Raw genomic sequence first — 18184 nt, forward strand, 5'->3', positions numbered from 1 at the left:
CTAGCGCAGATTGCGGTGGTGAAGATGACATGAACCGAAAGTTCGCAAGGCATCACAAACATCACATATCCGAATTCGCTGGGCTGTCCATCTGGACATTCTGGCTACAGAATTTCTTGACGACCATAGAGCATTGGAACCACCTGATCCCATCCCGAACTCAGCAGTGAAACGATGCATCGCCGATGGTAGTGTGGGGTTTCCCCATGTGAGAGTAGGTCATCGTCAAGATTCATTTCGCAAAACCCCTATCTGCGCATGCAGGTAGGGGTTTTGTCTTTAAGTAGAAGCTGTCGCTTCTCCTGGTTGGCTCACGAGCCCTCCAGTGGTGGTAAAAGGTGGTTGACAGTGTTTTTGAATACTGTATTATTCACCTCCCGCGACGAGAGATCGAAGCGAGTCAAGTGTCTGAAGCTAAACGAGTTTCTCGAAAATCTTCAAAATTAACGCTTGACAGGCTCTGAGGAAAGCGTAGAATGCGCGCCTCGGTTGAGACGAAACGCTCTTAACCACCGCTCTTTAACAAATCGAATCAAGCAATTCGTGTGGGTGCTTGTGAGTACGGACTGATAGTCAAAAAGATTATCAGCATCACAAGTGGCCATGCGAGAAATCACATAGTCATTTGAGATTGCTGAGCCAAGTTTAGGGTTTCTTAAAAACCCAAGCAGTATTGAACTGAAGAGTTTGATCATGGCTCAGATTGAACGCTGGCGGCAGGCCTAACACATGCAAGTCGAGCGGATGACGGGAGCTTGCTCCTTGATTCAGCGGCGGACGGGTGAGTAATGCCTAGGAATCTGCCTGGTAGTGGGGGACAACGTTTCGAAAGGAACGCTAATACCGCATACGTCCTACGGGAGAAAGCAGGGGACCTTCGGGCCTTGCGCTATCAGATGAGCCTAGGTCGGATTAGCTTGTTGGTGAGGTAATGGCTCACCAAGGCGACGATCCGTAACTGGTCTGAGAGGATGATCAGTCACACTGGAACTGAGACACGGTCCAGACTCCTACGGGAGGCAGCAGTGGGGAATATTGGACAATGGGCGAAAGCCTGATCCAGCCATGCCGCGTGTGTGAAGAAGGTCTTCGGATTGTAAAGCACTTTAAGTTGGGAGGAAGGGCAGTAAGTTAATACCTTGCTGTTTTGACGTTACCGACAGAATAAGCACCGGCTAACTCTGTGCCAGCAGCCGCGGTAATACAGAGGGTGCAAGCGTTAATCGGAATTACTGGGCGTAAAGCGCGCGTAGGTGGTTTGTTAAGTTGGATGTGAAAGCCCCGGGCTCAACCTGGGAACTGCATCCAAAACTGGCAAGCTAGAGTACGGTAGAGGGTGGTGGAATTTCCTGTGTAGCGGTGAAATGCGTAGATATAGGAAGGAACACCAGTGGCGAAGGCGACCACCTGGACTGATACTGACACTGAGGTGCGAAAGCGTGGGGAGCAAACAGGATTAGATACCCTGGTAGTCCACGCCGTAAACGATGTCAACTAGCCGTTGGAATCCTTGAGATTTTAGTGGCGCAGCTAACGCATTAAGTTGACCGCCTGGGGAGTACGGCCGCAAGGTTAAAACTCAAATGAATTGACGGGGGCCCGCACAAGCGGTGGAGCATGTGGTTTAATTCGAAGCAACGCGAAGAACCTTACCAGGCCTTGACATGCAGAGAACTTTCCAGAGATGGATTGGTGCCTTCGGGAACTCTGACACAGGTGCTGCATGGCTGTCGTCAGCTCGTGTCGTGAGATGTTGGGTTAAGTCCCGTAACGAGCGCAACCCTTGTCCTTAGTTACCAGCACGTTATGGTGGGCACTCTAAGGAGACTGCCGGTGACAAACCGGAGGAAGGTGGGGATGACGTCAAGTCATCATGGCCCTTACGGCCTGGGCTACACACGTGCTACAATGGTCGGTACAGAGGGTTGCCAAGCCGCGAGGTGGAGCTAATCTCACAAAACCGATCGTAGTCCGGATCGCAGTCTGCAACTCGACTGCGTGAAGTCGGAATCGCTAGTAATCGCGAATCAGAATGTCGCGGTGAATACGTTCCCGGGCCTTGTACACACCGCCCGTCACACCATGGGAGTGGGTTGCACCAGAAGTAGCTAGTCTAACCTTCGGGAGGACGGTTACCACGGTGTGATTCATGACTGGGGTGAAGTCGTAACAAGGTAGCCGTAGGGGAACCTGCGGCTGGATCACCTCCTTAATCGACGACATCAGCCTACTGATGAGCTCCCACACGAATTGCTTGATTCATTGTAAAAGACGATGCTGTAACGCAACCCTGTTATAGGTCTGTAGCTCAGTTGGTTAGAGCGCACCCCTGATAAGGGTGAGGTCGGCAGTTCAAATCTGCCCAGACCTACCATTACATGGTTCAGCCGTAGAATACGGGGCCATAGCTCAGCTGGGAGAGCGCCTGCCTTGCACGCAGGAGGTCAGCGGTTCGATCCCGCTTGGCTCCACCACTTTCTGCGGTAGATGTTGCTCCTGCTCAGAAATTAGAAATGAACATTCGTCGATGAATGTTGATTTCTGACTTTTGTCAGATCGTTCTTTAAAAATTCGGATATGTGATAGATATAGACTGACATGCACTTTCACTGGTGTGTGATCAGGCTAAGGTAAAATTTGTGAGTTCTGCTCTTAACTGAGCGAAATGCGAATTTTCGGCGAATGTCGTCTTCACAGTATAACCAGATTGCTTGGGGTTATATGGTCAAGTGAAGAAGCGCATACGGTGGATGCCTTGGCAGTCAGAGGCGATGAAAGACGTGGTAGCCTGCGATAAGCTTTGGGGAGTCGGCAAACAGACTGTGATCCAGAGATCTCTGAATGGGGGAACCCACTCAGCACAAGCTGAGTATCTTGTACTGAATACATAGGTGCAAGAGGCGAACCAGGGGAACTGAAACATCTAAGTACCCTGAGGAAAAGAAATCAACCGAGATTCCCTTAGTAGTGGCGAGCGAACGGGGACCAGCCCTTAAGTTGATTTGAGATTAGTGGAACGCTCTGGAAAGTGCGGCCATAGTGGGTGATAGCCCCGTACACGAAAATCTCTTATCAATGAAATCGAGTAGGACGGAGCACGAGAAACTTTGTCTGAATATGGGGGGACCATCCTCCAAGGCTAAATACTACTGACTGACCGATAGTGAACCAGTACCGTGAGGGAAAGGCGAAAAGAACCCCGGAGAGGGGAGTGAAATAGAACCTGAAACCGTATGCGTACAAGCAGTGGGAGCCTACTTTGTTAGGTGACTGCGTACCTTTTGTATAATGGGTCAGCGACTTATATTCAGTGGCGAGCTTAACCGAATAGGGGAGGCGTAGCGAAAGCGAGTCTTAATAGGGCGTTTAGTCGCTGGGTATAGACCCGAAACCGGGCGATCTATCCATGGGCAGGTTGAAGGTTAGGTAACACTGACTGGAGGACCGAACCGACTACCGTTGAAAAGTTAGCGGATGACCTGTGGATCGGAGTGAAAGGCTAATCAAGCTCGGAGATAGCTGGTTCTCCTCGAAAGCTATTTAGGTAGCGCCTCATGTATCACTGTAGGGGGTAGAGCACTGTTTCGGCTAGGGGGTCATCCCGACTTACCAAACCGATGCAAACTCCGAATACCTACAAGTGCCGAGCATGGGAGACACACGGCGGGTGCTAACGTCCGTCGTGAAAAGGGAAACAACCCAGACCGTCAGCTAAGGTCCCAAAGTCATGGTTAAGTGGGAAACGATGTGGGAAGGCTTAGACAGCTAGGAGGTTGGCTTAGAAGCAGCCACCCTTTAAAGAAAGCGTAATAGCTCACTAGTCGAGTCGGCCTGCGCGGAAGATGTAACGGGGCTCAAACCATGCACCGAAGCTACGGGTATCATCTTATGATGATGCGGTAGAGGAGCGTTCTGTAAGCCTGTGAAGGTGAGTTGAGAAGCTTGCTGGAGGTATCAGAAGTGCGAATGCTGACATGAGTAACGACAATGCGAGTGAAAAACTCGCACGCCGAAAGACCAAGGTTTCCTGCGCAACGTTAATCGACGCAGGGTTAGTCGGTCCCTAAGGCGAGGCTGAAAAGCGTAGTCGATGGAAAACAGGTTAATATTCCTGTACTTCCAGTTATTGCGATGGAGGGACGGAGAAGGTTAGGCCAGCCTGGCGTTGGTTGTCCAGGTTTAAGGTGGTAGGCTGGAATCTTAGGCAAATCCGGGATTTCAAGGCCGAGAGCTGATGACGAGTTGCCTTTAGGCGACGAAGTGGTTGATACCATGCTTCCAAGAAAAGCTCCTAAGCTTCAGATAACTGGGAACCGTACCCCAAACCGACACAGGTGGTTAGGTAGAGAATACCAAGGCGCTTGAGAGAACTCGGGTGAAGGAACTAGGCAAAATGGCACCGTAACTTCGGGAGAAGGTGCGCCGGCGAGGGTGAAGGACTTGCTCCGTAAGCTCATGCCGGTCGAAGATACCAGGCCGCTGCGACTGTTTATTAAAAACACAGCACTCTGCAAACACGAAAGTGGACGTATAGGGTGTGACGCCTGCCCGGTGCCGGAAGGTTAATTGATGGGGTTAGCGCAAGCGAAGCTCTTGATCGAAGCCCCGGTAAACGGCGGCCGTAACTATAACGGTCCTAAGGTAGCGAAATTCCTTGTCGGGTAAGTTCCGACCTGCACGAATGGCGTAACGATGGCGGCGCTGTCTCCACCCGAGACTCAGTGAAATTGAAATCGCTGTGAAGATGCAGTGTATCCGCGGCTAGACGGAAAGACCCCGTGAACCTTTACTATAGCTTTGCACTGGACTTTGAATTTGCTTGTGTAGGATAGGTGGGAGGCTTTGAAGTGGGGACGCCAGTTCTCATGGAGCCATCCTTGAAATACCACCCTGGCAACTTTGAGGTTCTAACTCAGGTCCGTTATCCGGATCGAGGACAGTGTATGGTGGGTAGTTTGACTGGGGCGGTCTCCTCCCAAAGAGTAACGGAGGAGTACGAAGGTGCGCTCAGACCGGTCGGAAATCGGTCGTAGAGTATAAAGGCAAAAGCGCGCTTGACTGCGAGACAAACACGTCGAGCAGGTACGAAAGTAGGTCTTAGTGATCCGGTGGTTCTGTATGGAAGGGCCATCGCTCAACGGATAAAAGGTACTCCGGGGATAACAGGCTGATACCGCCCAAGAGTTCATATCGACGGCGGTGTTTGGCACCTCGATGTCGGCTCATCACATCCTGGGGCTGAAGCCGGTCCCAAGGGTATGGCTGTTCGCCATTTAAAGTGGTACGCGAGCTGGGTTTAGAACGTCGTGAGACAGTTCGGTCCCTATCTGCCGTGGACGTTTGAGATTTGAGAGGGGCTGCTCCTAGTACGAGAGGACCGGAGTGGACGAACCTCTGGTGTTCCGGTTGTCACGCCAGTGGCATTGCCGGGTAGCTATGTTCGGAAGAGATAACCGCTGAAAGCATCTAAGCGGGAAACTTGCCTCAAGATGAGATCTCACTGGGATCTTGAATCCCCTAAAGGGCCGTCGAAGACTACGACGTTGATAGGTTGGGTGTGTAAGCGCTGTGAGGCGTTGAGCTAACCAATACTAATTGCCCGTGAGGCTTGACCATATAACACCCAAGCAATTTGCTAGCGCAGATTGCGGTGGTGAAGATGACATGAACCGAAAGTTCGCAAGGCATCACAAACATCACATATCCGAATTCGCTGGGCTGTCCATCTGGACATTCTGGCTACAGAATTTCTTGACGACCATAGAGCATTGGAACCACCTGATCCCATCCCGAACTCAGCAGTGAAACGATGCATCGCCGATGGTAGTGTGGGGTTTCCCCATGTGAGAGTAGGTCATCGTCAAGATTCATTTCGCAAAACCCCTATCTGCGCATGCAGGTAGGGGTTTTGTCTTTAAGTAGGAACTACAGAGATTCGCAGGCACGTTCCAGTGACGGGCCAGCACACAGAATTTCTTGACGACCATAGAGCATTGGAACCACCTGATCCCATCCCGAACTCAGCAGTGAAACGATGCATCGCCGATGGTAGTGTGGGGTTTCCCCATGTGAGAGTAGGTCATCGTCAAGATTCAAACCCAAAGCCCCTGTCTGCAATGCAGACAGGGGCTTTGTCTTTTCAGGTACAGGGGCTGCGGTGAAAGTGCCAAACAGCCCTGGCCATCTGCCTAGAACTGATAACTCAGTGTTGCACTCACATTGCGCTCTTCACCCATGTAGCAGTAGTTCAGGCTGGCACATGAAGTGATGTAGCTTTCATTGGTGAGGTTATTGGCGTTCAGGCGCACATCTACACCGGTCAGGCCGACCTTGCCCAGGTCATAGCCCACGGAAGCATCGAACAGCGTGTAGGAGGGCACCTTCATGCTGTTTTCCGCATCCACCCAGCTGTAGCCCACATAACGCACGCCGCCGCCCAGCCGCAGGCCATCCAGGGCCCCTTGGTGGAAGTTGTAGTCAGCCCATAGCGAGAGCATCTGCTTTGGCGCCTGAGTCGGCGAGTTGCCCTTGTTGTCCAGGTTGCCCGACACCAGGCTCGGCATCGACTTGGAATACTCGATATCGGTAAAGGTGTAGCCACCCAGCAGCTTCAGGCTGTCGCTGAGTTGCACATGTGCCTCCAGCTCCAGGCCCTGCGAGCGCACTTGACCTACGGCGCGATAGAAGTCTTCGTTCGGTTGTTTCGACGCCAGGTTCTCTTGCTCGATGCGGAATACCGACGCGGTGAACAAATTGTCGCTGCCGCTGGGTTGATACTTGATGCCCGCCTCCCACTGCGTACCCTCGGTAGGTGCCAGAGGCCGGCCATCCTGATCGGAGACGGTATTCGGGTTGAATGACTCCGAGTAACTGACATAGGGCGCAATGCCATTTTCGAACAGGTAAAGCACGCCGGCACGCGTTGTGAACTTAGAGCGTTGGTCATTCACCTTGGTATCACTGTCACGGTTCTGTTCGGACACCTTCACCCAGTCCTGACGCAGCCCCAGGGAAAAGCGCCACTGATCAAGCTCCACTAGATCCTGTAGGTATACCCCCGTTTGCTGCAAACGGCGCTGATAGCGGTTTTCTCCCAGCAGCTGCAGGTTGCCATTACCGTACTGCGGGTTGCCGGCGTCCAACGGGTTTACGGTACCGTAACGCCATTCAACGTCAGCTTTGCGTCGCTGGTAGTCCGTGCCCATTAGCAGGGTGTGCTTGGCGGCGCCGGTGAAGAATTCTGCCTGCAGCATGTTATCGATGATGTACGAATGCAGCCGCTCGTCGCCGCCGGTGTAGGCGCGGTTCAGGATATTGCTTTCGGCATCTGCCCAACCGGCGGAATAAACCTGGTCCATCGACACATCGGAATCCTGGTAACGGAAGTTCTGCCGAGCGGTGAAGATGTCATTGAAGCGGTGCTCGAACTGATAGCTGAACGACTGTTGCGTGCGTTCGTAGCTGTCGATACCCGTTTCGCCTTCAAAGAAGTGATCGGAAAGGCGCAAACCATTACGCGGGTGCAGCATGCCGTCTGCCGGGTTACCGCCGTGGTAGCCGCCGTTGGGGTCGTGCTGCAGATAGGCCTGCAAGGTCAGCGAAGTATCTTCGCTGAAGTCCACGCTGATCGCGGGAGCAATGGCGTAGCGTTCTTCCTTGTTGTGGTCGAACTGCGTATCAGAGGCATCCGCCAGGCCCGTCAGGCGATAGGCGATACGCTGGTCTTCATCCACTGGGCCGCTGAAATCGAAGCCCATGCCGCGCTGGCCCTGGGTGCCGACCGTAGCTTGTACCTGATGGTAGGCGGAAAACAGCGGTTTCTTGGTGGTCAACGCGACCAACCCACCTGGTGAGCTGCGGCCGTACAGAACCGAGGACGGCCCCTTGAGGATGTCGATGCGCTCCAGGAAATACGGGTCCACCTGCATGGTGCTATAGGTGCCGTTGTCGCCCATGGATTTGAGCCCGTCGACGTAGATGTTGTCTACCGAGCCGTCGTTGAAGCCGCGCATCGCCACATAGTCATAGCGGTGCGTGGCACCGTAGGGGTTGGTTAGCACCCCGGGCGTATAGCGCATGGCCTGGGCGACGGTCTGTGACCCTTGGTCGTCGATCTGCTGGCGGGTCACCACAGATACCGATTGCGATGTTTCCACAAGCGGCATGCTGGTCTTGGTCGCCACTTGGCTGTGGGTCGCGTTATAGCCCTCGGTTCTACCCAGCGCATTACCCAGGCTGAAACCGCGGACGTCGGTGTCTGGTAACGACAACGCTGCGCCCAGCGGCTGCGCTTGCAACACGTAGCTGTGCCCCCCTTGGCTGACAGCGCGCAAACCACTGCCATTGAGGAGTTGGCGCAGAGCCTGTTCGGTGGCGTATTGCCCATTGAGGCCACTGGACTGCAAACCGTTGGTGAGCTGCGGCGTGCTCGACAGTGTGATGCCGGCTTGGCGGGCGAACTGGCTGAGCACATCGTCCAGCTGGCCTGCAGGTATGGAATAGTGCTGGCTGACCTGGGCTGTTTCCGCCGCCATGGCGGCCAGTGGAATAGTACTCAGGCCCAGGGCCGTGCCAAGTGCAGCTGCCCGCACTGCATTGCGTAACAATGCTGAGTGCAAGACAGGTCGAAAATCATTCGCGTTGAGTGTGCATACGTGCACGGTGTCGTTAGACATGTTCAAGTCCGTAGGGCTGTTGAGGGCGGAAGGTGTTGCTTACTGTCCTAGCCGGACTGCCATTCAAAACCCGCCAAAATACCTGGCACCGCCCTACGGCCACACCTGCATGTGCCGCCTGCTCAAGCCAGGCTTTCCACGCGTACCCACCAGCGTGTGCGTTGGCGCAGCCTCACTGGCAGCGTCTGGGGGAGTAGCTGCAGCAAAAGCTCCGGGTCTTCAAGGCGGAAGACCCCTGAGAGGCGCAAGCCGGCAACCGCTTCGCTGCAACCCAGGTAACCACGGCGATAGCGGCTGACCTGCGCGAGGAAGTCCGCCAGGCGCATGTCCCGGGTAACGATCAGCCCCTCGCTCCAGGCCATTGCGTCCATGTCCACGTGCTGCAGACGCTGCGCACCCTGTGCGTCCAGGCGCCAGTTCTGGCCGCTTTCGATCCACTGCAGCGGGCCGGTACCAGGCTGGTGAATCGCTACCCTGCCAGTGCCGACGCTGACGTGCGTACAGTCGCTGTCCTGGCGTACCACGAAGTGCCCGGCAAACCCTTCAAGCAAGGCATCGCGGCTTTGTACCAGCAGGGGGCGCTGCGCCGTGGTTGCCTGGCCGCAGGTAATCATCATTTCCCCCTGCTTCAGGCGAACCAGTCGCTGCTGCTCGTCGAAGGCCAGGTCCACGGCACTGTCTGTATTGAGTTGCATCAGGGTGCCATCTGGCAGCGTGAAGCTGCGGCGTTCACCCATGCTCGTGGCGTAGTCGGCGGTCCAGTAGCTGAGCCCATCCAGGTCTCGGCCCAGCCATGCCGCTGCGCCGACCATGGCCGTGCCACCCAGCAGTTTCAGCGCCTGGCGACGGTGCAGCCGACGCTGGCTGGTTTCAAGGGTCTGCAAGGCCAAACCGGCACCGGGAATGCCGCGCAGGTCGAGATCCTGGTGCATCTGCATCACCCGTTGCCAGGCTTGCTCATGCTCTTGGCGGGCCGCGCGCCACTGCACGCATTGCTGTTGCAGGGCGGCATCATGCCCGTTCTCGCGCAGCCTCAACATCCAGTGAATGGCCTGCTTGACCGCTTGTGTTCCGGGTTGTGCAGCAGCCATGGCGTCAGCATTCATCCTGATAGCGCAGCACGTAGCAGTGGTAGAGCGCATCAGCGATGTAGCGCTCCACGGTACGCACGGAGATACCCATCTGGTCAGCGATGACCTGGTGCTTCAGCCCCTCGCACTGGGCGAGCAGGAAAGCCCGGCGCACTTTGGGTTTCAGGCCATCGAGCATGCGCGCGATGCGCTCCAGCAACTCCAGCAACAGTTCGCGGGTTTCAGCCGCAGGCGCCAATGCTTCTGGCAGATTGGACAAGGCCTCGAGGTACGCCTTGTGTAGCTCCTCGCGACGCCAATGATCGATCACCAGCCCGCGTGCAACTTTGCGCAGAAACGCACGTGGCGTGTTCAAGTGCAGTTGCTCACGGCGCTGTAACAGGCGAACGAAGGTGTCCTGGGCCAGGTCGGCAGCATCAGCGGCGTTGCCCAGCTGGCTGCGCAGCCAGGCATGCAGCCAGCCGTGGTGGTCACTGTAAAGCGTTTGCACGGAGTCGTCGCTGGGCATGTGCGAGGTATCAACAATGGACATTAATGATAATTAGTCTCATTGTTGGCGGTGGCGCCATAATTTGCAACCTGTGCGTTTTCCAGCGGCGCATTGGCGGACGCACACTAGTGTCGCGGTTGGCCATCCAGGTATTTGCGGATCACCCTTGCGCCGCTGTTCAGGTGTCGCTCCAGCACGGCAATGGCTTCTTCGACGTGCTTGTCACTGGCTGCGTTGACCAATGCGTTGTGATCATCCTGGGTGAGCTTGCCCAGCCCCATGGAGGAGAGGTGGAAGCGCAAAAAGCGTTCCTCCTCGTTGAGCTCGTCTTCGATCAGGCGTAGCAACTTCTTGTTTTTTGCCTTGCTGTACAAGGCCATGTGCAACAGACGGTTTAGCCGGCCGATTTCAGCGTGGCGGGTTTCATTCTCCAACTGCTGGATGTAGCCGCGTGCCTGGGCGATGTCGCTGGGCTCCAGCAACGGGATGGACTGGCGTAGCGCCTCGCTCTCAAGCAGTATGCGCAGCCCGTAGGTGTCTACCGCGTCCTCGCCGATCAAGGGCGCAACCACGGCGCCCTTGTGCATTTCCACTTTCAGCAGTGATTGCGCTTCCAGCTGGCGCAAGGCTTCGCGTACAGGCATGCGGCTCACCCCGAACAAGCTGGCCAGCTCTTGCTGGCGCACGGCGGTGCCAGGGGGCAAGCGACCGTCGAGAATGGCACTGCGCAGGCGTTCTTCGATCACGCCACGAGCCTGGTGCGGCAACAGTTGCTCGCTGGCCAACACATTGCTCAGTTTGAGTTTCTCGGCCACGTAAAGCCTGCCTTAACGATGACTAAAGTTGGATCCAATTACACTAGTAACTGCCTGTCAGGGTGTCAAACTCGGTCGATAGCGCCAGTAGCACCCCACAAGGCGCGGCTATGGTGGATGAAGTCGCCTGCCAAAGGAAGCAGCCTATAAAAGGATATAGTCATAAAGAGGGTGCAAGCTGACCAGCGGGTGGATGATTGCAGGGTGCCATTGTCTTTTGCCTTGGCAAGCCCCACCATCGCTGCTTTCGACTGGCCTGAACAGGGCTTCGCAGTGGCGATATCCTGGATGCTCAAACGCCTTGTGCGACCTGCCTTCCTTGCCGTGCTGCTGGGCGGTCTGCTGCTGGGCGGCTTGCACGCGGATTGGGACTTTTCCCAGATCAGCCGCAAGTCCCAGGCTTTGTATGGCCCGCTGGGCGCGGGGCAGGGTCGTATCGACGCCTGGCAGCGCCTGATGGCAACGCAGGCCCAAGGCAGCGAGCTGGAACGGTTGCAGGTGGTGAACCGCTTTTTCAACCAGCAACTGCGTTATGTCGAGGACATCGACCTGTGGCAGGAGGTCGATTACTGGGCCACACCGGTGCAGGCACTCATCAAAGGGGCCGGTGACTGCGAGGACTACGCCATAGCCAAGTATTTCAGCTTGCGGCGCATGGGTATTGCCAGCGAAAAGCTGCGTATCACCTACGTCAAGGCGTTGCGGCAGAACCGAGCGCACATGGTCCTGACCTATTATTCAAGCCCACAGGCCCAGCCATTGGTCCTCGATAGCCTGATGGACGCCATCAAACCTGCCAGCCAACGAACCGACCTGTTGCCGGTCTATGCCTTCAATGGCGAGGGGTTGTGGCTGACGGGGGCCGCAGGCAACAAAAAGGTCGGTGATACCAAGCGGCTTTCCCGCTGGCAGGATTTGCTGAAGAAAATGCAGGCCGAAGGCTTCCCGGCCGAACCGGTCTATTGAAGGAGCACAGATGTCACTGTTCAAACAATTGCTGTTGGCCATTTGCCTGTTCCTGGTGGTCGCCTTCAGTGGCAGTTTCATGGTCAGCCTGGAAAGCTCACGCAGCCAGTATGTCAACCAGCTGCGCTCGCATGCCCAGGATGCGGCGACCGCGCTGGCGCTGTCGCTGACGCCGAACATCGACGACCCGGCGATGGTCGAGCTGATGATCAGCTCAATCTTCGACAGTGGTTACTACGCAAGCATCAAAGTTGTCGACTTGGGCTCAAATGCGGTACTGGTGGAGCGCCACGCCGAGCCGGACCCCGGCGGCGTGCCACAGTGGTTCGTGCGCTTGATCGGCCTTGAAGCCGCAGGTGGCGATGCCATCGTCAGCCGCGGCTGGCAGCAGGCCGCGCGCGTCGAAGTGGTCAGCCATCCGATGTTCGCCATCGCCAAACTTTGGCAGAGCGCTCTGGGCAGCTTGGGTTGGCTGCTGTTGTGTGGTGCCGCCAGTGCCGTGCTCGGTGCCTTGTTATTGCGCCGCCAGCTGCGCCCGCTGGACTATATGGTCGAGCAGTCCCATGCCATTGCCCGCCGCGAATTCCTGAGCCTGCCAGAGCTGCCGCGTACCCCGGAGCTGCGCCGGGTCGTGCAGGCCATGAACCAGATGGTTGAAAAGCTCAAGGCGCTGTTTACCGAACAGGCCGAGCGCAGTGAGCGGCTGCGGGCAGAGTCCTACCAGGACAGCCTCACCGGGCTGTCCAACCGCCGTTATTTCGAGATGCAGCTGAACACCCGGGTCAGTAATCTGGAAGAGGCCCGCGCCGGCTACTTGCTGCTCTTGCGGGTACAAGGCCTGGCCGGTTTGAACGCCCGCCTGGGCGGTCAGCGCACCGATCAGTTGCTACAGGCGGTGGGGGAGCAGTTGCGCCGTACCTGTGCCAGTTTCCCGGAAACCAAAGACCTGATTTCCCGCAGCCGCGGCGGCGAGTTCGCCGTATTGGCGCCGAGCATGGTGCATGAAGAGGCGGTACAGCTTGCCCAGGCGCTGGAAGCGACCCTGCTCAGCCTGCATGAAACCGGCGCCAGTGATGTTCACCCGGTGGCCTGCATCGGCCTTGCACCCTATAGCCCTGGTGACGCGCCACAGGCGCTGCTCAAGCTCGCCGACGAAGCCCTGGCCCGCGCCGAGAACCAGCCAACCCCTGGGTGGGTGTGCCTTGAACAAGGCGTTGCCGCCGTAGCAGCGGACAGCCAGCATGCGTGGCACGAGCGCCTGGACCAGGCTTTCAACAATGGCCGCTTCGAGTTGTTCTTCCAACCGGTGGTGGACACCGCCACAGCGCAACGGGTACTGCACCACAAGGTGATTTCGCGCTTGCAGGACGGGCAGGGCGAGGCCTTGCCCGCAGGGCGCTTCCTGCCGTGGCTGGAACGCTTTGGCTGGATGCCGCGGCTGGACGTACTGGTACTGGAGAAAGTACTGGCCCACCTGCGCGGGCACGATCAGGTGGTGGCGCTCAACCTCTCCGCAGCCACCCTTGGCGACGCCAAGGCGCTGCAGCGGGTCTTCGAGCTGCTAGGCCAGAACGCAGCATTGGGCCCGCGCCTGGTGTTCGAAATCGGCGAAGAGCAACTGCCTGACCAGGCCGCCCTGGAACAGCTCACCCGGCGGCTGCACGGGCTAGGCTTCGGCCTGGCGCTGCAGCGTTTCGGCGGGCGCTTCAGCATGATTGGCAACTTGGCCCATCTGGGCTTGGCCTACCTCAAGATCGACGGCAGCTACATCCGTAACATCGACCACGAGCAGCACAAGCGGCTGTTCATCGAAGCGATCCAGCGGGCCGCGCACAGCATTGATTTGCCATTGATCGCAGAACGGGTCGAGACCGAAGGGGAGCGCAAGGTACTGCAGGAGATGGGCGTAGGCGGAATACAGGGGCAGCTGGTTGGCGAGCCTGCGCCCTGGCGCTGATCGCATGAGGGAGGGAGCAGCCTGGTGTTGTGAAAGGGCCGCAGTGCGGCCCCTGTCGCGACGCAAGGCCGCTCTTGCTGTTAGCCCTCACAGCCCTTGATCAGCGCTCGCGCAGTGCTTCCGAACGTGCCTTCATGATCGGCTTGAGCAGGTAGCTCATGATGGTCTTCTTGCCGGTCATGATATCCACCGTTGCCACCATGCCTGGGATGATCAGCAGGGGCTTCTCATCGGTGCCCAGGTGGCTGCGATCAGTGCGCAGCTTGATCAGGTAGTACGTGGTCTTCTTGTCTTCATCTGTGATGGTGTCGGCACCGATCTGCTCCAGCTTGGCCTTGAGCCCGCCATAGATGGTGTAGTCATAGGCTGTGAATTTGACTGTGGCTTCCTGGCCAGGGTGCAGGAATGCGATGTCCTTGGGCAGGATCTTCGCCTCGATCACCAGCGTGTCGTCCAGCGGTACCACTTCGATGATGTCGCTACCTGGCTGGATAACCCCGCCAATGGTGTTCACCAGCAGCTGCTTGACGATACCTCGCACGGGCGAGGTCACCAGCGTGCGGTTTACCCGGTCGTCCAGCGCTTTGCTGGTTGCGGTGGCCTTGTTCAGCTCGGTGCGCGCTTCGTTCAACTGGGTCAGCGCTTCACTGCGGAACTTGCCGCGGGTCTCTTCGATCTTGCTCTGCACCTCGCGGATGGCCGCCTCTGCGCGAGGAATGGCCAGTGCCGTGGAGTCCAGCTGACCACGGTTTTCCACTTCGGCACGGCGCAGGCGCAGCACCTCGACCTGGGAAATCGCGCCGGTGGCCACCAGCGGTTCAGACATGCTGATTTCCTTTCGCAGCAACTCCAGGCTGTTGGCGTACTGGGCGCGCTTGGAGCTGTATTCGCGCAGTTCCTGCTGGCGCTGGACCAACTGCTGCTGCAAGCCGCCAATCTCGTCCTGCAGCTGCTGGCGCCGGCTCTGGTACAGCGACTCTTCGCTGGCAGCCTGGCTGGGTGCCGCCTTGCGCAAGGCTTCGTCGATTTTCAGTGGGCTGTCCTGCACCTCTGCACTCAGGCGCTCGACACGCAGGGCCATGGCCAGTCGGTCGGCCTCGGTTTCACCCACGTTGGAGGCGAAGCGGGTTTCATCCAGACGCAATAGCGGCTGGCCCACTTCGACAATCTGCCCTTCCTTGGCGAAGATCTCGGCGACGATGCCACCCTCCAGGTTCTGGATTTTCTGCACCTTGGACGACGGAATGGCCTTGCCTTCACCCCGGGTGACCTCGTCAATGGGGGCCACGCTGGCCCACACGATCAGGAACACGAAAAACAGGATGACGCCCCAGATAGTCAGCCGCACCACCCGTGGGGCATCCTCGATCAGGGCCTTGTTGACCTCTGGCAGCGGTTGGCCGCCCAGTGACTCGGAGCCTTTGAAATAGCGCCGCAAGCTATCCTTGAACTGCCCGATATCCAGCTTATGCAACACTGATCTGCCCCTTCTTCAGCGCGTCCATGACCGCGGCTTTCGGGCCGTCGGCGACAATCTGCCCGCGATCGATCACGATCAAGCGGTCTACCAGCGACAGCAGCGAGGCACGGTGGGTGACGAGCAGTACTGTCTTGCCTTCCACCACCGCCTGCAAACGTTGCTTGAGGCGCTCTTCACCGGTGTTGTCCATGGCACTGGTGGGTTCGTCCAGCAGCAGGATCTGCGGGTTGAGCAGCAGCGCACGGCCCAGGGCAACGTTCTGCCGCTGACCGCCGGACAGGTTCTGCCCGCGTTCGCCTACCTGCAGCTCATAGCCGTCCGGGTGCAGCCGGGCGAATTCATGTACGCCAGCCAGTTCAGCGGCCTGCAGGATCAGTTCGTCCTCGATGTAACGCGCACCGCTGACCAGGTTGTCACGCAGGGTGCCCGCCAGCAGTTGGATATCCTGCGGGACGTAGCCGATGTTATGGCGCAATTCGCTGACGTCGATCTGGCGGATGTCCACACCGTCCACCAGCAGCGACCCGCCGTCGGCCTCGTACAGGCCGACGATGAGCTTGGCCAGTGAACTCTTGCCCGAACCACTGCGGCCGATGATGCCGACCTTTTCGCCGGGGCGTATGGTCAGGTTGATGTTCTTCAGCGCCATGTTCTGCTGGTTCGGGTAGGTGAAGTCGACCCCACGAAACTCCACGCTGCCCTGCAGTACCTTGCGGCTCAGTGGGCGCTCTTCGAAATTGCGCTCTTGCGGCAGCTCCATCATGTGGTCCGTGGAGACCATGGTCACCTTGGCTTGCTGGTATCGCGCGAGCAGGCCGTTGAGCTGGCCCAGCGGGCCCAGGGCACGGCCGCTGAGCATGTAGCACGCTACCAGGCCACCCATGCTGAGGTTGCCGTCGATGATCAGGTACACGCCGACGCAGATCATTGCCACGCCTGCCAACTGCTGTATCAGCAGGGTGATGTTCATCGCCAGGCTCGACAGCACCTTCACACGCAGCTCCAGACGGCTGAGGGTGCCAAGGGTCTGCTCCCACATGTATTGGCGTTCGCTTTCGGCATTGTTGACCTTGACCGCATCCAGGCCGGCCAATGTCTCGATCAGGCTGGACTGGCGCTCAGAGGCTAGCGCCATGGTTCGCTCCATGGTTGCCATCAACGGCCGCTGCAGGGCATAGCCGATACCCAGGGCCAGGGGGAAGGCGATGATCGGAATCCATACGAGGTGCCCGCCAATGATGGCGATCACGATCAGGATCAGGATCGTGAAGGGCAGGTCGATCAGGCTGGTCAGGGTCAGCGAGGCAAGGAAGTCGCGTAGGCCCTGGAACTCGTGAATGTTCTGGGCAAAGCTGCCGACCCTCGCCGGCCGGTATTTCATCGACATGCCGACAATACGTTCAAACAGCGTTGCCGAGATGATCAGGTCGGTTTTCTTGCCGGCCAGGTCCAGGCACAGGCCGCGCAGGCCTTTGAGAATCAAGTCGAAGATATAGGCGCCGGCGATACCGATGGCCAATACCCAGAGCGTCGAAGTGGCTTGGTTGGGTACCACCCTGTCATACACGTTCATCACGAACAGCGGGGCGGCAAGGGCAATCAGGTTGATCACCAGGCTGGCGGCGATGGCATCGATGTACAGCCACTTGCTGCGCAACAGCGTGTCGCGGAACCACGACTTCGCCCGCGGGATCAGGTTGCCGTGGTTGACGTCGAACTTGTGCTGCGGCTGTGCGAAGAACACACGGCCGCTGTAGTCGCCTAGCAGGGCTTCGCGGCTGACGTGCACCTCGCCGCCGTCGCTTTCGCTAAGCAACAGGCGGGCGGTATCTTCGTTCTCCCAGCCCAGCAGAACGGCGCTGCGGCCCTCCTTGAGCAGCAGCATGGCCGGCATGGCTATAGTCGGGATCTGCTCAAGTTTGCGCTGCAGCAGACGCCCTTGCAGGCCGGCGCGGGCGGCGGCGCGGGGCAGCAGCTCGGGGCTCAGGCGCTGGGCGGGCAGCGGCAGGCCTGTGGTCAGCATGACCCGGCTGGCGGGTTTCTGGTGCAGGACACACAGGCTCAGCAGACTATCCAGCAACGGATCGTCATGCTGACTGCGTGGATCGTGGCTGAGTTGGACTCGACTGACTTCGGATTCCACGCGGCGCTCTCTTCATCCTTGTGGTGGGTGGGATAGGTGGGCTGCCGTTCAAGCTCGGCCGGCTCACCTTGGCATTCTAGGGTGCTGCCAGGCAGTACTGATGGCGGTGTGATACCGCAGGGCTCGGGCAGATGGCCATGGTCGCCTTGAATCGTTACTGAGTAAACAGTTCTGCGTGCTTCATTTCGACCAGAGGGTGCCGTGCAGTGAATGTTTCATATTCTGACTTGGCCCGTCGTGGTTTTGACGCCTGAATTCAGCATAGCTTGCCCTTTTTTCATGGCATGTGGTCTTGGAAAACCAGTGTAGACATGGTCAGTAAGCAGGCGCTGTTTTATTGGCGTTTTCTCGTCGGTTGTTAGTCAAAATTCATCTATAAAAAGCAGCCTGCCAAAGCATCCGCGATCAATAATCGCAGCTGGGTTTCAATCCCTCCTGGCGCAGCACTTCGCACCGATCGTTATCTCTTTGATTTGCACCGAGGAATGGCCCCTGACGGCGTGGCGCCAGCAGGTTGCGTGGTTGTCTGGCGACTCGGTTTTGCGAGGTTCGCGGTGTAGTTCGGCA

The 18184-nt window shown here is 57.7% G+C and carries 8 protein-coding genes, 2 tRNA genes and 5 rRNA genes; 9 read left to right on the forward strand and 6 right to left on the reverse strand.

Annotated features, from left to right (window positions below; all coding sequences use genetic code 11):
* Window positions 1-115 precede the first annotated feature (115 nt).
* From rrf (L1P09_RS00605) to rrf (L1P09_RS00635), 7 genes are all read left to right on the forward strand, one after another.
* Window positions 116-231: ribosomal RNA gene (gene rrf / locus L1P09_RS00605) — 5S ribosomal RNA — on the forward strand.
* Window positions 232-675: 444 nt separating this feature from the next.
* A 16S ribosomal RNA gene (locus L1P09_RS00610) occupies window positions 676-2212 on the forward strand.
* An 85-nt stretch (window positions 2213-2297) separates the two neighbouring features.
* A tRNA-Ile gene (locus L1P09_RS00615) sits at window positions 2298-2374 on the forward strand.
* 24 nt (window positions 2375-2398) lie between these two features.
* Window positions 2399-2474, forward strand: a tRNA-Ala gene (locus tag L1P09_RS00620).
* A gap of 249 nt (window positions 2475-2723) precedes the next feature.
* A 23S ribosomal RNA gene (locus tag L1P09_RS00625) occupies window positions 2724-5616 on the forward strand.
* A 134-nt stretch (window positions 5617-5750) separates the two neighbouring features.
* Window positions 5751-5866: ribosomal RNA gene (rrf, locus tag L1P09_RS00630) — 5S ribosomal RNA — on the forward strand.
* Window positions 5867-5975: 109 nt separating this feature from the next.
* Window positions 5976-6091: ribosomal RNA gene (gene rrf / locus L1P09_RS00635) — 5S ribosomal RNA — on the forward strand.
* Together the 16S, 23S and 5S rRNA genes with 2 tRNA genes alongside form the textbook arrangement of a ribosomal RNA operon.
* Before the next feature lie 97 nt (window positions 6092-6188).
* On the opposite strand, the gene L1P09_RS00640 is transcribed toward rrf (L1P09_RS00635), so the two are convergent.
* The 4 genes from L1P09_RS00640 to L1P09_RS00655 all read right to left on the reverse strand — a co-directional run bounded on the left by L1P09_RS00640 (window position 6189) and on the right by L1P09_RS00655 (window position 11071).
* A complete protein-coding gene (locus L1P09_RS00640) occupies window positions 6189-8675 on the reverse strand; it encodes a TonB-dependent siderophore receptor (protein WP_235768310.1) in 2487 nt (828 codons plus the stop codon).
* Window positions 8676-8797: 122 nt separating this feature from the next.
* Window positions 8798-9766: a FecR domain-containing protein gene (locus L1P09_RS00645; protein WP_192441382.1), complete on the reverse strand. Its 969-nt coding sequence runs from the start codon at window positions 9764-9766 to the stop codon at window positions 8798-8800.
* A gap of 4 nt (window positions 9767-9770) precedes the next feature.
* Window positions 9771-10274, reverse strand: a complete 504-nt coding sequence (locus L1P09_RS00650; RefSeq protein ID WP_054906154.1) for a sigma-70 family RNA polymerase sigma factor — start codon at window positions 10272-10274, stop codon at window positions 9771-9773.
* A gap of 107 nt (window positions 10275-10381) precedes the next feature.
* On the reverse strand, window positions 10382-11071 hold the full coding sequence (locus L1P09_RS00655) for a GntR family transcriptional regulator (protein WP_054906150.1): 690 nt from the start codon (window positions 11069-11071) through the stop codon (window positions 10382-10384).
* 204 nt (window positions 11072-11275) lie between these two features.
* Between L1P09_RS00655 and lapG the strand changes: the two genes are divergently transcribed.
* Window positions 11276-12037, forward strand: coding sequence for a cysteine protease LapG (gene lapG / locus L1P09_RS00660; RefSeq protein WP_172828432.1), 762 nt, complete (start codon window positions 11276-11278; stop codon window positions 12035-12037).
* Between the two features lie 10 nt (window positions 12038-12047).
* Window positions 12048-13994: a cyclic di-GMP receptor LapD gene (lapD, locus tag L1P09_RS00665; RefSeq protein WP_192441385.1), complete on the forward strand. Its 1947-nt coding sequence runs from the start codon at window positions 12048-12050 to the stop codon at window positions 13992-13994.
* A 100-nt stretch (window positions 13995-14094) separates the two neighbouring features.
* Here the strand turns inward: lapD and L1P09_RS00670 are convergent, their stop codons facing one another.
* Window positions 14095-15471, reverse strand: a complete 1377-nt coding sequence (locus L1P09_RS00670) for an HlyD family type I secretion periplasmic adaptor subunit (RefSeq protein ID WP_009685658.1) — start codon at window positions 15469-15471, stop codon at window positions 14095-14097.
* Window positions 15461-17617: a type I secretion system permease/ATPase gene (locus tag L1P09_RS00675; RefSeq protein ID WP_054906148.1), complete on the reverse strand. Its 2157-nt coding sequence runs from the start codon at window positions 17615-17617 to the stop codon at window positions 15461-15463. Before L1P09_RS00675 ends, L1P09_RS00670 begins: the two co-directional genes overlap by 11 nt.
* Window positions 17618-18184 lie beyond the last annotated feature (567 nt).

Origin of the sequence: Pseudomonas juntendi (assembly GCF_021560075.1) — a bacterium.
GTDB classification, from domain to species: domain Bacteria; phylum Pseudomonadota; class Gammaproteobacteria; order Pseudomonadales; family Pseudomonadaceae; genus Aquipseudomonas; species Aquipseudomonas juntendi.